The organism is Roseovarius mucosus DSM 17069 (assembly GCF_000768555.3).
Taxonomy (GTDB): Bacteria; Pseudomonadota; Alphaproteobacteria; order Rhodobacterales; family Rhodobacteraceae; genus Roseovarius; species Roseovarius mucosus.
On record NZ_KN293981.1, the window covers coordinates 80,052 to 95,203 of the forward strand.

At 62.5% G+C, this 15,152-nt stretch carries 14 protein-coding genes and 2 pseudogenes; 2 read left to right on the forward strand and 14 right to left on the reverse strand.

The window, feature by feature from the left end:
* Position 1: 1 nt before the first annotated feature.
* Positions 2 to 157: pseudogene (locus tag ROSMUC_RS14020) on the forward strand (IS6 family transposase); the annotation flags it as partial.
* Positions 158 to 255: 98 nt separating this feature from the next.
* On the opposite strand, the gene ROSMUC_RS14025 reads toward ROSMUC_RS14020, so the two are convergent.
* Together ROSMUC_RS14025 and ROSMUC_RS14030 are read right to left on the reverse strand one after the other, a co-directional pair.
* The gene (locus ROSMUC_RS14025) at positions 256 to 3,360 is read right to left on the reverse strand and encodes an efflux RND transporter permease subunit (protein WP_037274383.1); all 3,105 of its coding nucleotides are present in this window, start codon (positions 3,358 to 3,360) and stop codon (positions 256 to 258) included.
* 24 nt (positions 3,361 to 3,384) lie between these two features.
* On the reverse strand, positions 3,385 to 4,512 hold the full coding sequence (locus ROSMUC_RS14030) for an efflux RND transporter periplasmic adaptor subunit (protein WP_037274386.1): 1,128 nt from the start codon (positions 4,510 to 4,512) through the stop codon (positions 3,385 to 3,387).
* 152 nt (positions 4,513 to 4,664) lie between these two features.
* On the opposite strand from ROSMUC_RS14030, the gene ROSMUC_RS14035 reads away from it, so the two are divergent.
* The gene (locus ROSMUC_RS14035; RefSeq protein ID WP_037274389.1) at positions 4,665 to 5,303 is read left to right on the forward strand and encodes a TetR/AcrR family transcriptional regulator; all 639 of its coding nucleotides are present in this window, start codon (positions 4,665 to 4,667) and stop codon (positions 5,301 to 5,303) included.
* Here ROSMUC_RS14035 and ureG read toward each other — a convergent pair.
* The 12 genes and pseudogenes from ureG to urtB form a co-directional block, all read right to left on the reverse strand.
* Positions 5,300 to 5,962, reverse strand: coding sequence for an urease accessory protein UreG (gene ureG, locus ROSMUC_RS14040; protein ID WP_052115369.1), 663 nt, complete (start codon positions 5,960 to 5,962; stop codon positions 5,300 to 5,302). The genes ROSMUC_RS14035 and ureG overlap by 4 nt on opposite strands.
* Positions 5,959 to 6,591 (reverse strand): urease accessory protein UreF, encoded by a 633-nt coding sequence (locus tag ROSMUC_RS14045; protein WP_037274391.1) that lies wholly within the window; start codon positions 6,589 to 6,591, stop codon positions 5,959 to 5,961. Before ROSMUC_RS14045 ends, ureG begins: the two co-directional genes overlap by 4 nt.
* A pseudogene (locus ROSMUC_RS14050) lies at positions 6,591 to 7,074 on the reverse strand (urease accessory protein UreE). The gene ROSMUC_RS14045 and the pseudogene ROSMUC_RS14050 overlap by 1 nt, the downstream one beginning before the upstream one ends.
* A 10-nt stretch (positions 7,075 to 7,084) precedes the next feature.
* On the reverse strand, positions 7,085 to 8,794 hold the full coding sequence (gene ureC, locus ROSMUC_RS14055) for an urease subunit alpha (RefSeq protein WP_037274394.1): 1,710 nt from the start codon (positions 8,792 to 8,794) through the stop codon (positions 7,085 to 7,087).
* A complete protein-coding gene (locus ROSMUC_RS14060) occupies positions 8,795 to 9,100 on the reverse strand; it encodes an urease subunit beta (RefSeq protein WP_037274397.1) in 306 nt (101 codons plus the stop codon).
* Positions 9,097 to 9,255: a hypothetical protein gene (locus tag ROSMUC_RS21045; RefSeq protein ID WP_170062573.1), complete on the reverse strand. Its 159-nt coding sequence runs from the start codon at positions 9,253 to 9,255 to the stop codon at positions 9,097 to 9,099. The genes ROSMUC_RS14060 and ROSMUC_RS21045 overlap by 4 nt, the downstream gene beginning before the upstream one ends.
* Before the next feature lie 13 nt (positions 9,256 to 9,268).
* Positions 9,269 to 9,571, reverse strand: a complete 303-nt coding sequence (locus ROSMUC_RS14065; protein ID WP_037274400.1) for an urease subunit gamma — start codon at positions 9,569 to 9,571, stop codon at positions 9,269 to 9,271.
* Positions 9,572 to 9,583: 12 nt separating this feature from the next.
* The gene (locus tag ROSMUC_RS14070) at positions 9,584 to 10,396 is read right to left on the reverse strand and encodes an urease accessory protein UreD (protein ID WP_037274403.1); all 813 of its coding nucleotides are present in this window, start codon (positions 10,394 to 10,396) and stop codon (positions 9,584 to 9,586) included.
* Positions 10,397 to 10,525: 129 nt separating this feature from the next.
* Positions 10,526 to 11,221: an urea ABC transporter ATP-binding subunit UrtE gene (urtE, locus tag ROSMUC_RS14075; RefSeq protein WP_037274406.1), complete on the reverse strand. Its 696-nt coding sequence runs from the start codon at positions 11,219 to 11,221 to the stop codon at positions 10,526 to 10,528.
* A gap of 3 nt (positions 11,222 to 11,224) precedes the next feature.
* Positions 11,225 to 11,965 carry an urea ABC transporter ATP-binding protein UrtD gene (gene urtD, locus ROSMUC_RS14080; protein WP_037274408.1) on the reverse strand — a complete coding sequence of 247 codons (741 nt, stop codon included), beginning with the start codon at positions 11,963 to 11,965 and terminating at the stop codon, positions 11,225 to 11,227.
* Positions 11,962 to 13,146 (reverse strand): urea ABC transporter permease subunit UrtC, encoded by a 1,185-nt coding sequence (urtC, locus tag ROSMUC_RS14085; RefSeq protein ID WP_037274410.1) that lies wholly within the window; start codon positions 13,144 to 13,146, stop codon positions 11,962 to 11,964. Before urtC ends, urtD begins: the two co-directional genes overlap by 4 nt.
* Before the next feature lie 3 nt (positions 13,147 to 13,149).
* Entirely contained in the window at positions 13,150 to 15,123 is a 1,974-nt protein-coding gene (gene urtB / locus ROSMUC_RS14090; protein ID WP_037274412.1) for an urea ABC transporter permease subunit UrtB, read from the reverse strand.
* Positions 15,124 to 15,152: the final 29 nt, after the last annotated feature.

Here is a 15,152-nt window from a genome sequence, read left to right on the forward strand (position 1 = left end):
CATCAAGCGGATCACGAACCCGATGATGGGCTTCAAGGCTTTCCATTCGGCCTCAGAGACCATCGCAGGCACTGAGACCTCCCACAGGATCCGCAAAGGTCAAATCACGGCCAACGGCGCAACCGCATTCCAAACCTTCGCGGAGCTTGCAGCATAATTCTGTCCGCAGATCAGCCTATGCCGACACTGGGCAATATTTGGGACGGAACCCCAAAATCTACCCCAACCTGTCCGAGCGATTACTCTTTGGTGCGATTACTCTTTGGTGCGATTGCCGCCAAAGAGGCGCGTCACAATAACAAAGAAGAGTGGCACGAACACCACGCCGAGCACCGTGCCCGAGATTGTTCCGCTCAGCACGCCAGACCCGATGGCATTGCGCCCACCCGACCCCGCGCCGGAACTTAGAACCAGCGGCAGGACACCCAAGGAGAATGCCATGGAGGTCATGATGATCGGGCGGAACCTCTGGCGCGCGGCCTCGGTCACGGCCTCGAGAATACTCTCCCCCGCCTCATAGCGTTCTCGGGCGAACTCCACGATCAGGATTGCGTTCTTGCCGGTCAGGCCCACCACGGTGAGCAATCCAACCTGAAAGAACACACCATTCTCGAAACCACCGATCCACGCGCCGGTCAAAGCACCGACGATGCCAATGGGCATGGCCAGCATAACTGCAAAGGGAATCGACCAGCTTTCGTAAAGCGCTGCCAACGATAGGAATACCGCCGCCAGGGATAGCGCGTAGAGAAGCGGCGCCTGATTGCCCGACTCCCGCTCTTCCAGAGACAGCCCTGTCCAGGCCAGCTCATAGCCTTGCCCCAGTTGCGCCACCAGACGCTCCATCTCAGCCATCGCCTCGCCGGTCGAGACACCGGGCGCCGGCGTGCCCTGCAACTGCACCGATGGGATGCCATTGTAGCGATACAGCCCCTGCGCGCCATAATCCCATCGCCCTTCGGCGAAGTTTGAAAACGGAACCAGCCCGCCGCTGGCATTGCGCACCCGCCATTTGTCGATATCGGTGGGCTGCGCCCGCGCTTCGGCCTCGCCCTGAACATAGACCCGCTTGATCCGGCCCTGATCGAGGAAGTCGTTCACATAGCTGCCCGCCCAGGCAATCTGGAGAAGCTGCCCAACATCCGTGGGTGTCAGCCCCATCGCCCCTGCCTTGCGCCAGTCGATATCAAGATTGTATTGCGCCGCGTCCTCTAGCCCGTTGGGGCGTGCCGAGGCGATGAGATCGCTTTGCGCCGCCATGCCCAGCAATTGATTGCGCGCCGCCATAAGGTCCGCATGGCTCTGCCCGGCCCGCGCCTGAAGGTAGAAATCAAACCCCGAGACGTTGCCCAGTTCGATCACCGAAGGCGGCACCACCGGGAATACCATCGCATCGCGGATCTGGCTGAAGGCGCCAAAGGCGCGCCCGGCAAGCGCTTGCACACTCTGCCCCGGTTCAGTCCGGTCTTTCCAATCCTTGAGTTGGACAAAGGCCAGACCCATGTTCTGCCCATTGCCCGAAAAGCTGAACCCCACGACGCCGAACAAGGAGTTCACGACATCGGTTTCCTGTTCAAGGTAATAGTCCTCGACCTGCTTGACCACCTCCAGCGTGCGCTCCGCGCTTGATCCGGTGGGCGTCTGGATGAGGGTGAAAAGAATACCCTGATCCTCTTCGGGCAGGAACCCGGTAGGTGTGCGCAGAAACATCAATGCCATACCCAAGGCGAGCGCCAAATAAACCACGAAGACCCGCACCGGGCGGCGCACGGACCAACCGACCGTGCCGCCATAGCCATTGGTCAACTTGCCAAAGCCCGCGTTGAACCATGCAAAGGGTCCGCGTGCAGCACCATGCCCCTTGGCCTTGAGCAGGGATGCGCAGAGTGCGGGCGTCAGAGTGATTGCCACCACCACCGACAGCGCCATGGCCGACACAATGGTGATTGCGAATTGCTGATAGATCACGCCGGTAGAGCCGGGAAAGAACGCCATCGGCACGAACACGGCCGAGAGCACCATTGCAATGCCCACCAACGCGCCAGTGATCTGGCCCATGGATTTATGCGTGGCCTCACGGGGTCCAAGCCCCTCTTCCTCCATGATCCGCTCGACGTTTTCCACAACCACGATTGCGTCATCGACCAAGAGGCCAATTGCCAGAACCATGGCCAGCATTGTCAGCGTGTTGATCGAGAACCCTGCCGCAGCCAGCACGCCGAAGGTGCCCAACAAGACAACCGGCACCGCGAGCGTCGGAATGAGTGTCGCGCGCAGGTTTTGCAGGAAAAGGAACATCACGAGAAACACGAGGCCAATCGCTTCGAACAGGGTCTTGACCACTTCCTTGATCGAAATCTCGACAAACGGCGTGGTGTCATAGGGGATCACGTAATCCACACCCTCGGGGAAGAAGCGGGCGAATTCTGCCATCCGGTCCTTGATCGCGCGCGCAGTGTCGAGGGCATTCGCCCCCGGTGCCAGCGTGATCGCCATGCCCGCCGCCGGATCTTTGTTGAACCGCGCCGTGGTGGCATAGTTTTCCGCCCCGATCTCCACGCGTGCCACATCGTCGAGCAGCACCAGACCGCCGTCGGTCTCGGCGCGCAGCACGATCTGGCGGAAATCCTCGGGCGAGCTCAAGAGCGATTGCGCGGTGATCGTGGCGTTGAGCTGCTGGCCCTCAACGGTGGGGCGTGCACCAAAGGACCCCGCTGAAATCTGCGCATTCTGCGCCGAAACCGCCGCCACCACATCCGAAGGGGTCAGGCCAAACCCCGCCAGCTTGGACGGATCGAGCCAGATGCGCATCGCATATTGCGCGCCAAAGACATTTACCGATCCGACGCCTTCGATCCGGCTCAGCTCGTCCACAAGGTTCGTGACCATGTAGTCCGACAGGTCCACTTGGTCGAGCGTGCCATCGGTCGAGATCATGCCCACCACCATCAGGAACCCGGCCGAGGACTTCTCAACCGTGATGCCCTGTCGTTGCACGATTTCGGGCAAGAGCGGCGTGGCCTGTCCAAGTTTATTCTGCACCTGCACCTGCGCGATATCCGCATCGGTGCCGGTCTCGAATGTCAGCGTCACCTCTGCGCTGCCAGCCGACGTCGAGCGCGACGAGAAGTAGCGCAAGCCATCCAGGCCGGTCATCTGCTGCTCGATCACCTGCGTGACCGTATTGGCCACCGTGTCGGCCGAGGCACCGGGATAGGTGGCCGTCACCGTGACCGAGGGCGGCGCAATCTGCGGATATTGCGCGACCGGCAGGATCAGGATGGCCAGCACCCCGACCCCCATGATGAGGATCGAAATGACCCAAGCGAACACCGGGCGGTCGATAAAAAAGCTGGCCATGCGGAATATCCTCTGCCCGGTCGGTTACTGTTGTGGCGCGGCGGCGCGCTCTTCGGGGGCGACCGTGGCACCGGGGGCGGTTTTCTGGAACCCGGCCACCATCACGCGATCACCGGGGTTCAGCCCTTCCTCTACCACCCAGGCATTGCCACGATTCTGAATGACGCTCAGCGCGCGTTCCTCGATCACGCCGTCACCTTTGACCACCCAAGCCATAGGCCGCCCGCGTCGGTCGCGGACTACCCCTTCTTGCGGCACGAGATAGACGTCGCGGGCCACCTCGACGGGCATTTCCACCTGCACATACATACCCGGCAAAAGCAGCAGATCGGGATTGTCGAACTGCATCCGCAGCGTGACGACCCCGGTTTGTGGATTTACATTCGGTTCCGCCGCCTTGAGCTCTCCGGTTTCGCTGTAATCCGAGCCGTCTGCCAACTTTAGGCGTACCGTCGCATCTGCGCCGGCAAGATCGCGCTCGGTTTCGCCGCGCCGCCACCTCAGCAAATCTGCGGCGGATTGTGTAACATCGACGTAAACTGGGTTGATATTGCGGATCACGGTCAGGGGTTGAGACTGGCTTGCGGTCACAAGCGCACCCTGCGACGTTAGCGACAGGCCAATCCGCCCCGAAAGCCGCGCGCGAATGGTGGTCCGCGACAGTTCGATCTCGGCGGAATTGAGCTGCGCTTCGGCCAACTCAAGCCCCGCAGCGGCAGCATCGCGGGTCGATGTGGCCTCGTCCAGAGCCTGTTCACTGGCGACGTTGCGCGATTGCAATTCGACCAGACGCTGCGCCTCGCGCTCTGCTGCGCGCAACTGCGCGGCGGCCTGCGCCACACCGGCGCGGGCCTGCCGCACGGCGGCCTCATACGTCGCCTTGTCGATCTGATAGAGCGGATCACCCTCGGTTACATCTGCGCCCTCTTCGAACAGCCGTTCGGTGATGATCCCGTTGACCTGCGGGCGCACTTCGGCCTCTGCCGAGGCCGCAACCCGCCCCGGCAAGAGAGAGGTCAGCGTCACGTCCTGCGGCGCAAGCGTTACCACGGTAACGGGCGTGGGCCCCTGCCCCTGTTGCGCTACGACACCCCCCGGCACGAGGCAGGCACAGAGCGCGAGCACGCGGATCATTCGGGGAAACGCAGCCATCAGGGACCCTTTCACGATATGGATTGGCAGAACAGCGTCCGGTCGATATAAAACGCCTGAGTTTTATAAATATGACAATCGGGAAAATGGCAACAGCACAAGGCCGCGCGCACAACCGTTGTGCGAAAATGAGGCGATAGGGTGTAGGTAGCATGCAGCGCGACCAAGCCCAGAGCAAAATCCGTCGTGGCCGCCCTGTCACGCTCAGTTGCGAAGATCGGCGCGAGGCCATTTTTGCGGCGCTTGAGGCGGTACATGCAGAGCGCGGGCTGGACGGGGCCACAATGGAGGCGATCGCCGTGCGTGCGGGCATGTCCAAGAGGACGCTCTACACCGCCTTTGCCAGCCGCAGCACGCTCTTTCGCGCCTATATCGACAAGGTGGCCAACGGGTTCATTCGTCCCCTGCCCGACAGCGACACCGCCCTTCCAATCGCCGAGCGGTTAGAACGCGTGCTGTCGCAAGGTCGTCATCAGGGCTATGGCCTGCCGCTCGAAATCCTGCGGGCCTTTGTGGCCGAGGTGCCCCACGCGCCGGACATAGGCCGCGATTTGGTCCAGACCCTGATGCGGCGCGATATGTGCATTCTCAAAGCTGAGTTGGAGCGAGGTTTGGCGCGCGGCGAAATCGCGGTCGAGGACACCACCGACGCAGCGCTGCTACTGCTTGACATGGTGCGGCCATGGCCGCTCGAGTCATTGCTCGATCCTGACTGTCTTGCCACGCCAGAGGCGCTCGCAACGCGGCAAAAATTGGCGATCCAGGTGTTTCTCAAGGGCCTTCAATCTTAGGCCCCCGATTCAAAAACCGCCGTCGCGCGCGACGGTTGCACCTGCAAGCCCCCCTCCTGCAACATGAAATCGACCACGGCATCAACGCCCAAGCCGAGGCGCAATTGCGCCAGCACATAGGGTTTGCCTGCACGGGCATGTGCGGTATCGGCCTCCAGACGCGCCAGATCAACGCCCACGTAGGGGGCGAGATCCGTCTTGTTCACCACCAGAAGGTCCGATTTCGTCACTCCCGGTCCACGCTTGCGCGGAATGTCCTGACCGGCGGCGGTGTCGATAACATAGAGGGTGATATCCGCCAGTTCCGGGCTGAACGTGGCAGCAAGGTTGTCCCCGCCCGACTCGATCAGGATCAGATCAAGATCAGGAAAGGCGGCCGACAGGTCATCCACCGCCGCCAAATTGATCGAGGCATCCTCGCGGATCGCCGTATGCGGGCAGCCGCCGGTTTCCACGCCCCGTATGCGGTCGGCGGGCAGCACCTGCGCCCGCATGAGATAGTCGGCATCCTCGCGGGTGTAGATGTCATTCGTGATCACCGCCATGGAACAGTGCTGCGCCAACGCGCGGGCCAGCATTTCGGTCAGCGTCGTCTTGCCCGCGCCCACCGGGCCGCCGATGCCCACGCGTAGCGGGCCGTTCATGCTTTTGGCTGTCATGTGCGGAATATCCTTACGTCCATGGTTTCGTGGCGCAGCGCCGCCAGATCGCCCGCCAGCGTGCAGGTTCCGATGTCGTCCAGTGTGGCGCTAGCGGCATGCTCTGCCAGCGTATGAATAGAGGGCAAAAGCCGCGCCAGAACCGCCTGCCCCTCGGTCTGACCCAGAGGCACATGCCGAATGCCGATGGTCACGAGGTTGCCGGCAAAGCCCTGCAGATAGAGCGCGATCACATCCCTTTTGGGCAATCCCAATTCGGCCGCCGCCGCTCCTACCGATACGGGCAAGAGGCGCGCGGGCAAATGATGGCCTGTCATCCCTGCCACGCACCGCGTCAGAGCGGCCCCCTGTTCCAGACTTTCCCGCAAGCGTTCCGCGCAGGGTTGCAGCGCACGGGCAAGATCGTCGAGCGCATCGCACTCTCCCTCGAGCGCTTGCGCCAGCAGCACCGCATCCTGCCAGCCCGCGCCAAAGCGCAGGATATTCCCGAGCCAAGTCTCAAGACTGGCGGCATCATGCACCACACCCGATGCAATCTCGGCCTCTAGCCCGTGGGAATAAGCAAAAGCCCCGGTCGGAAAGGCGGGCGAGAGCCAGTGCACAAGGGTGAGATGGGAAAGGGTGAGCATCAGGCGTGGCTATGTGTGTGACCGTGATCATTCCCGCCATGATCATGCCCCATGGTGCGCCCCTTGCCATAGGCCCCGCCTTCGGGGCGGAACGGACCGGTGACGGGGGTCAGATCCGCCCCCAGATGCGCCAGCATCGCCTCGATCACATGGTCGCGCCGGATCGTCAGATGATCCGCACCGATCTGACAGGGCGTGTGCCGGTTGCCGATATGCCAGGCCAGCCGCGCCAGATCTCCGCGCACCTCGATCAGGTCCTCGGGGGGCCGCCTCGACGCCCACCGCGCGCCCATCCTCCAGCGCAAAGCCCCAGTGATCGTCCAGGTTCGTCACCTCTGCCAGATCGACCAGAAACGCGAGGCCGCCGCGCCCCACCAGTCGTTTGCGCCGCATCAGCCGCGCGTCATAATCGAGCACGACGGTATCTGCGATGCAGTGGGGCGCGTGATGCAGCAGGCGGCGGGTTACGGGCAGATCGGTCATGGTTTGGCCTTCAGAACATGAAATAGCGCTGTGCGAGGGGCAACTCCGAGGCCGGCTCGCAGGTGAGCAATTCACCGTTGGCGCGCACTTCGTAAGTCTCGGGATGGACCTCGACCTCTGGTGTCAGGCTGTTGTGGATCATGTCGCGCTTGGTGATGGTGCGGGTATTGGCAACGGCCACGGTTTCCTTGGCCAGCCCGAGCGTGGCGCCAATCCCGTCCGCCTGCGCCGCTGCGCTGACAAAGAGCACGGCAGAGCGTTCGACCGCACGCCCATAGGCCCCGAACATCGGCCGCGAATAGACGGGTTGCGGCGTGGGAATGGACGCATTGGGATCCCCCATCTGCGCCAGCACGATAGAGCCGCCCATCAGCACCATTTCCGGCTTGGCCCCAAAGAACGCCGGGTCCCACAGCACCAGATCGGCGCGTTTGCCGGGCGTGACGCTTCCGATATGGGCGCTCATCCCGTGGACGATGGCGGGGTTGATGGTGTATTTCGCGATATAGCGTTTCACCCGCACATTGTCGTTGTCGCCCGTCTCTTCTGCCAAACGGCCGCGCTGTTTGCGCATCTTCGAGGCCGTCTGCCAGGTGCGGATGATCACCTCGCCCACGCGCCCCATGGCCTGGCTGTCCGAGGCCATGACAGAAAACGCGCCCATGTCGTGCAGAATGTCCTCGGCCGCGATGGTTTCACGGCGGATACGGCTCTCGGCAAAGGCCACATCCTCGGGGATCGCCTTGTCGAGATGGTGGCAGACCATCAGCATGTCGAGATGTTCTTCGATCGTGTTGACGGTATAGGGCATGGTGGGGTTGGTCGACGACGGCAGGATATGATCATAGCCCACCACCTTCATGATGTCGGGCGCATGGCCGCCGCCCGCGCCCTCGGTGTGAAAGGCATGGATCGTGCGGCCCTTGATGGCGGCAAGCGTATTCTCCACAAAGCCGCTTTCATTGAGCGTGTCGGTGTGGATCATCACCTGCACGTCCATGTCGTCTGCGACGCTCAGGCAGCAATCAATCGCGCCGGGCGTGGTGCCCCAATCCTCGTGCAGTTTCATAGCACAGGCCCCCGCGCGGACCATCTCGACCAGTGCTTCGGGTTGGCTCGCGTTGCCCTTGGACGAGAGGCCGAAATTCATCGGAAAGGCGTCGAGCGATTGGAGCATCCGCCCGATATGCCAAGCTCCCGGCGTGCAAGTGGTGGCGAGCGTGCCATGGGCGGGGCCGGTGCCGCCGCCGAGCATTGTGGTGATACCGGAATGCAGCGCATCCTCGATCTGCTGAGGACAGATGAAGTGGATATGCGCGTCGAACCCGCCGGGGGTGAGAATGCGGCCCTCTCCGGCGATGATCTCGGTTCCCGGTCCGATGACGATATCGACGCCCGATTGCGTGTCGGGGTTGCCCGCCTTGCCGATGGCGGCAATGAGACCATCGCGCAGACCGACATCGGCCTTGGTGATCCCCTGATGATCGACGATCAGCGCATTGGTGATGACGGTGTCCATGGACCCACCCGCACGCGAGGTCTGGCTCTGCCCCATGCCGTCGCGGATCACCTTGCCGCCGCCGAACTTCACCTCTTCGCCATAGGTGGTCAGATCGCGCTCTACCTCGATAATGAGGTCGGTATCGCCAAGGCGCAGCCGGTCGCCGGTGGTGGGGCCATACATGGCGGCATAGGCGGAGCGGGGGATCGCATGGGGCATTCAGAGATCTCCCATCACCTGTTGGTTAAAGCCGAACACCTGCCGCGTACCGCCATAGGGGATGAGCCGCACCTCGCGGCTTTGGCCCGGCTCGAACCGCACGGCGGTGCCGGCGGGAATATCTAGGCGCTGCCCGCGGGCCGCAGTTCGGTCGAACGAAAGCCCGCTATTGGCCTCGGCAAAGTGATAATGGCTACCCACCTGAACGGGCCTGTCGCCGGTATTGGCGACCATCAGCACCGTCACGGGCGCGCCCGCGTTAAGGGTGATCTCGCCCTCGGCGCACAGCACCTCGCCGGGGATCATTTCCGCACCTTGGCCAGGACATAGCCCCCTGCCGCCGCGATGACACCGACGACAGCCACCCACAGCGCGTCAATCCCATGCGGATGCAGATGAGGGCCGGAATGGGCCAGCGCCAGCGTGGGGGTAAGCAGGAAAAAGGCAACGGGATAGCGCATCATCAGATCCTTTTCAGCGAATGGGATTGTGAACGGTGACAAGTTTCGTGCCATCGGGAAAAGTCGCTTCGACCTGCACGGCATGGATCATTTGCGGAATGCCCTCCATGCATTGATCAGACGTAATCACATGCGCGCCCGCCTCCATAAGATCGGCGACCGTCCTCCCGTCGCGCGCGCCCTCGACCACGAAGTCGGTGATCAGCGCCACCGCCTCGGGGTGGTTGAGCTTGACCCCGCGCGCAAGCCTGCCGCGAGCGACCATCGCAGCCAGCGAAATCAATAGCTTGTCCTTTTCGCGGGGCGTGAGGTTCATCGCGTGTCTCTCCTAATTCTGCCAAACGCGGGGCAATGGGCTAGGGCGCAGAGCGCGCAAAAGGCGCATGATCTGGCGCTTGAGTGGCCACCCATCACCCGCCATGAGGCGGATCACCAACTTGCCGTCAAAGCCTGAGGCCCCGCCTGTCACGCCCTCTTCGGTCAACTCCGCCCGAGCGCGCCCGACCGCATCCACAGCCCCGGGCGCCACCAGAGCAAGCGTGGCAAATGCCCGCGCTCCGCACAAAACAGCAGGGCCTGCGGTCAACGCCTCAGCGACCAGATGCAACGGCTCTATCAGCACAGGGTGGCCCGCACGCATGATCCGGCGGGTATCGCGCAGGGTGACGTTTTCCAGCGTTTCGCCCATGGCCGCACGGCCCAGAACGACGGCCTCGAGCATCAGGCAAGAGGCATCCTCGGCCAGATCGATAGTAGTCTCGCGATGCAGGTCGCTGCTGTCATAGAGGATGGTTTCCTGCGGCAACCAATCGAGATGCGCGCCAGCCCCGACAACATGCCGGACAGTGACATGCGCAGGCCCGCACGTGCTGCAATACGCGCGCTCGGCTGTTTGCGTGGTGGCGGTCGCCTGACATCCCGCTGCCAGATCAAGGCAATAGGCCAAGGTATCGCCCCCGGCCAAGCCGCCAGAGGTATTGAGAAAGACCACCTCGGGGCCAGATGCGCCGGAATGGATAAAGGCCTTGGCCGATCCCTCCTGATGCAACCGGTCAAGCCGCGTCCCCGCAGGGCCGGGCAAGAGGCCAACATGGGCCGCGCCGTGGCTACGCTGATGCAAGGGGGCAGGACAGGCGGTCATGGCAGATTCCGGGTTGCGACAGCACAGAGGCTACTCGTTGCGTCACGGCCCGCCAGTGGTCGCGCGCGTCAATCCAGCCTGAAACCCACGCGCCGCCCGCCAACGCCTATTTTTAACGCATACCGCCCACTAAATAGACACCTCACGCAACAACCGCGCGCGCTCGACTGTTGCCGCAGGTTCGGACAACCGCACCTCGCCACGGTTCAAGACCACCAGATCATCCGCCAACCCATAGGCGAAATCGAAATACTGCTCGACCAGAACGATGGCGATTTCCCCTTCGTCGCGCAAAAGGCCGATCACCTCGCCAATCTGCTTGATGATATTGGGCTGGATGCCCTCGGTGGGTTCGTCAAGCAACAGCACCCGGGGCCGCGCAATCAGCGCGCGGGCAATGGCCAGTTGCTGCTGCTGCCCGCCCGACAGATCACCGCCGCGCCGGTCTTTCATCTGTTCCAGCACCGGAAAGAGATCATAAATCCGTGGCGGAATCCGATGCTCTGACTTTGGCAGACAGGCAAAGCCGGTTTCGAGATTCTCGGTCACGGTCAGGAGCGGAAACACCTCGCGCCCCTGCGGCACATAGCCGATGCCCGCCCGCGCCGCCTGCGCCGCGCTGAGATGGTCCAACGCAACCCCATCCAGGGAAATCTTACCCCCCGAGTAGGGATGCCGCCCGGCGATCGCCTTGAGGAGGCTGGTCTTGCCCACCCCGTTGGTACCCATGACCGCCGTCACCGCACCGGGACGCGCGGTCAGGCTGACTCCATGCAGGATTTGCGACGCGCCATAATGCAGCGTGAGGTTCTCGACGCTCAGCATCGCTCATCTCCCCAGATAGACATCAATCACCTGTTGGTTTTGGGTCACGTGATCCAGACTGCCTTCGGCCAGAACCGAGCCTTCGTGCAGCACAGTCACCTTGCAACCAAGGCGGCGGATGAACTCCATGTCATGCTCGATCACCACCACGGCGCGAGTTTCCGCCGCCCGTTTAAGAATGTCTGTGGTATGTTCGCGCTCGGCCGGGGTCATCCCGGCGGCGGGTTCGTCGACCAGCAGCAGGCGCGGGTCCTGCGCCAAGAGCATGCCAATTTCCAGCCATTGTTTTTGCCCATGGCTCAACTCTCCGGCGCGGCGCGCCAGCGCATCGGAGAGGCCGATTTCCTCGGCCAGTTCGGCAATCCGGGCGGTTGCGGTCTTGGAACGGCGATAGAGCAGCACATCGAATGGCCCGCGCCTGGCCTTGAGCGCCATCGCTAGGTTCTCGCGCACGGTCTGCGCCTCAAAGACCGTCGGTTTCTGAAACTTGCGGCCAATGCCTGCGCGTGCAATCTGGCTCTCGCTCAACCCCAGGAGCGAGACGTTCTTTTCGCCCCAGATCACCCGGCCCTCATCAGGCCGCGTCTTGCCGGTGACGATATCCATAAAGGTCGTCTTGCCCGCCCCGTTCGGCCCGATCACAGCGCGCAACTCTGGCTCTGCCACTTGAATGGACAGGTTGTTGATCGCGCGGAACCCATCGAAGGTAACAGAGACGCCCGAGACTTCGAGAAGCGTGGTCATGGTTTTCTCACGATCATGTCAAAAAGCCCCCCGATGCCACGCGGGAAAAACAGCGTGACCGCGACAAAGCCGAGACCCAAGAGCACCAGCCACCAATCGGTCCAATTGATCGTGTAGAACCCGAGGTTGATATTAGGCGCGCCGCCACCCGTGAACCAGCTTGACGCAAGGCTGACCACAGCCGCCCCGATCACAGCCCCATAGAGCCGCCCGCGCCCGCCGATGGCCACCCAGACCGCAAGGTAGATCGAGGCAATCGGCGCAATCTCTGCCGGGTTAATTATGCCCGCCTGCGGGTAATAGAGCGCACCCGCAATGGCTGAAACAACAGCGGTCAGGGTAAAGATCATCAGCTTGTAGCTCTCGACGTCATAGCCCAGAAACCGCACCCGCGCTTCATTGTCGCGAATGGCGCGGATGACCGAGCCGAACTTGCCCGAGACAAGCCAGGCAAACACCAGATAGCCCAGCCCGAGTGCAAGGGCAGAGGCCCAGAAGAACCACAACGACAAGGCGGATTGGGGCACATGGTCAAGGCCGGGGATGTTCTGCAATCCAGAGAGGCCGTTGTTGCCGCGCAACCCGGTGTCGTTCTGAAAGAGATAGAGCGACAGCGCCAGCGTCATCGCCTGCGTGAGAATGGACAGGTAGACACCCGTGACACGGCTGCGGAACGCCAGCCAGCCAAAGACCAGCGCCAAGAGGCCCGGCACCAGAACCACCATCATCAGCTGCAGCGTAAGACTATGGGCAAACCCCCAGAGCCAGGGCAGCTCGTTACTGCCCACCACGCCGAAAATCTGGCTGGCGATGGCTTTCTCGATCTCGATATCAGTCGGTGGAATGGGCGTCGCCGAGAGGGACTCCACCACGATCCCTTGGGTGCGCGCGTACATCAGCCACATGCCGATGGCATAGCCGCCAAGTCCGAAAAATGCGAAATGTCCGAGACTGAGGATGCCGCAATAGCCCCAGACCACATCCATCGCCACGGCGATGAGACAGAGGCAGAGCGTCATGCCGAGGATCTTGACCATTGACGTGGAAATCAGGGCTAGACCGAACCCCTCGGACAACACTGTCACGCCCAATGTAAAGAGCGCGAGACAGCCTAGGAACCACAGGACCGACGGGTTTTCCGCCAGAAACCGCCTGCGTGGGGCAATCTCGGGTGTGCTCATGGCTCAGTCTCCCGCCGCGCGACCCTTGAGGGCGACGATGCCCTTGGGCCGGAATTGGATGAAAAGGATGATGAAGAGGATCATATAGGTCTGCGCTGCCAGCGTGTTCGAGGGGTTGAACCACTCGATCCCCTTTTGCAGAAAGCCGATCAGCGAGGCCCCCGCCAGTGTGCCCCAGACATTGCCGACACCGCCCACGACAACGGTCATGAAACTCTGGACGATGTAATTCGCCCCCATCTCGGAGGTGACCTGTGCGTAGAGGCCGATCGCCACGCCTGCGATCCCCGCGATGCCGGACCCAAGACCGAAGGTGAGCATGTTGATGCGGTCCGGGTCGATGCCCATGCTGGCCGCCATACCGGGATTCTGCGTGACCGCCCGCACCTCAAGCCCCAGCCTTGTGCGCTTGAGGATGAAGAGCAGCAGTGCCAGAAAGATGAGCGCGAGGACGAAGATCGCCACGCGAATATTGCTGATGCTCACGATGTCATTCAGCGTTAGCGCACCGCTCAACCAATCGGGCGCGGTCAGAGGACGCGCTTGCGTGCCAAAGATGTTCTTGGCCAATTGCTGCAAGGCAATCGAGATGCCAAATGTGGCCAGCAGCGTTTCCAGAGGCCGGGTATAGAGATGCCGGATCACGAGCCGCTCCATCGCCACGCCTGCACCAAAGGTCACGACAAAGGCCAGCGGCAGAGCGATAATCAGGCTGACGGTGTAATCGGGAACGAAGAGCTGCACCACATAGCCGGTGTAGGCCCCCATCATGATGAACTCGCCATGCGCCATGTTGATGACGCCCATGACGCCAAAGGTAATGGCAAGGCCGATGGCCGCGAGGAAAAAAATCGACGCGAGCGACAGCCCATCCAGCACCAGATCGAGCGTCTGATAAAGCCCAAGCGTGTGCGATGTGGCGGACAGCGCATCCTCGGCGGCGGCCGTCACCTCGGGGTTAGGCTCGGTATAAACCTCGTAGAACACATGCGCGGCCACCGCGCGCGCCACCTCATCCTCGGCGGCGCGTGGGGGCACGGTGCCTGCGGCCTCCAGCGCCTCATAGGCACGGGCGCGGGCGGCATCCGTATTGAGCAGATGCAGGGGCACGCCGCCCACCGCACCATCGACGATATGCTGTGCCAGCACATCACGGCGATCCGTGGCACTCTGACGTGGCGGTGCAAGATTGGCAGATACCAGCCTGTCATAGGCCTCGACCTCGGAAATATCTGTGCCAACCTCGAGCACGTTCGCAATGTTGGCTCCGGTTGGCAGCGCGGTGCCCACTCCCGGCACCCGCGCCGTCAACTGATTGAGCACGCTGCGCGCCTCGATGCTGGTATCCCCCGCCAAGCCCTCTATTGCCGCAAGGCGATAGGGCAACGCCGATGCAAACTGCGCAGTCAAGAGGGTCAAGAGCCGTTCCTTGCGCTGTTTCAGCGCGGGATCGGTCTCGGTCTCGATGGACTGGCTGAGCGGGTCGATCTGGCTGGCATCACCGCTACGGGCGATTGCATCCAGCGCGGCCTCCCTCCGCGCTGGATCGGGCGCGTTCAATTCGAAAGGCACCAGGGCCGCAGCGATCACTGCCCGCACCCCAGAATTAGGTCGTATCTGGCTCACCTCGCGGCTGCTGACCTCGGCCACGGCCGCGCCGCTGTCGATGTCGATCAATCGCAGCGCATCGCCGATCTCTTCGGCGTAGAAAAACAGACCATCGGTGGGTCGCGCATAAACCCCACGATCCTGCCAGCGCAGCAGGAATTCGGCGGTGCCGGGGCGGTCGGCGGCCATCAACCCGCTCAATACCTTCTCAACGGTGCTGCGCGACGGTTTGGCGATCTCGGCCTGATACTCTTGCAAGATCGGTTGCAACCCGTCCTGCGCCAGTGCCACGACGGGCCGCAACACGGACAAGATGCCAAGGGCAAGCACTGTCGCCGCAAGCCGGGCGAGGGAGGGAATCGAACGCATCTGGATGAAGGCCTTGCTCGGGAGGAGAG

Bases quoted from the DNA above. Each gene is read 5' to 3' on its own strand.
- ROSMUC_RS14025 (WP_037274383.1), bottom strand. From the start codon at position 3,360: ATGGCCAGCTTTTTTATCGACCGCCCGGTGTTCGCTTGGGTCATTTCG.
- ROSMUC_RS14045 (WP_037274391.1), bottom strand. From the start codon at position 6,591: ATGCTCACCCTTTCCCATCTCACCCTTGTGCACTGGCTCTCGCCCGCC.
- ROSMUC_RS14060 (WP_037274397.1), bottom strand. From the start codon at position 9,100: ATGATCCCCGGCGAGGTGCTGTGCGCCGAGGGCGAGATCACCCTTAAC.
- urtC (WP_037274410.1), bottom strand. From the start codon at position 13,146: ATGAGCACACCCGAGATTGCCCCACGCAGGCGGTTTCTGGCGGAAAAC.
- ROSMUC_RS14065 (WP_037274400.1), bottom strand. From the start codon at position 9,571: ATGAACCTCACGCCCCGCGAAAAGGACAAGCTATTGATTTCGCTGGCT.
- urtB (WP_037274412.1), bottom strand. From the start codon at position 15,123: ATGCGTTCGATTCCCTCCCTCGCCCGGCTTGCGGCGACAGTGCTTGCC.
- ureG (WP_052115369.1), bottom strand. From the start codon at position 5,962: ATGACAGCCAAAAGCATGAACGGCCCGCTACGCGTGGGCATCGGCGGC.
- ROSMUC_RS14030 (WP_037274386.1), bottom strand. From the start codon at position 4,512: ATGGCTGCGTTTCCCCGAATGATCCGCGTGCTCGCGCTCTGTGCCTGC.
- urtD (WP_037274408.1), bottom strand. From the start codon at position 11,965: ATGACCACGCTTCTCGAAGTCTCGGGCGTCTCTGTTACCTTCGATGGG.
- ROSMUC_RS14070 (WP_037274403.1), bottom strand. From the start codon at position 10,396: ATGACCGCCTGTCCTGCCCCCTTGCATCAGCGTAGCCACGGCGCGGCC.
- ureC (WP_037274394.1), bottom strand. From the start codon at position 8,794: ATGCCCCATGCGATCCCCCGCTCCGCCTATGCCGCCATGTATGGCCCC.
- ROSMUC_RS21045 (WP_170062573.1), bottom strand. From the start codon at position 9,255: ATGCGCTATCCCGTTGCCTTTTTCCTGCTTACCCCCACGCTGGCGCTG.
- ROSMUC_RS14035 (WP_037274389.1), top strand. From the start codon at position 4,665: ATGCAGCGCGACCAAGCCCAGAGCAAAATCCGTCGTGGCCGCCCTGTC.
- urtE (WP_037274406.1), bottom strand. From the start codon at position 11,221: ATGCTGAGCGTCGAGAACCTCACGCTGCATTATGGCGCGTCGCAAATC.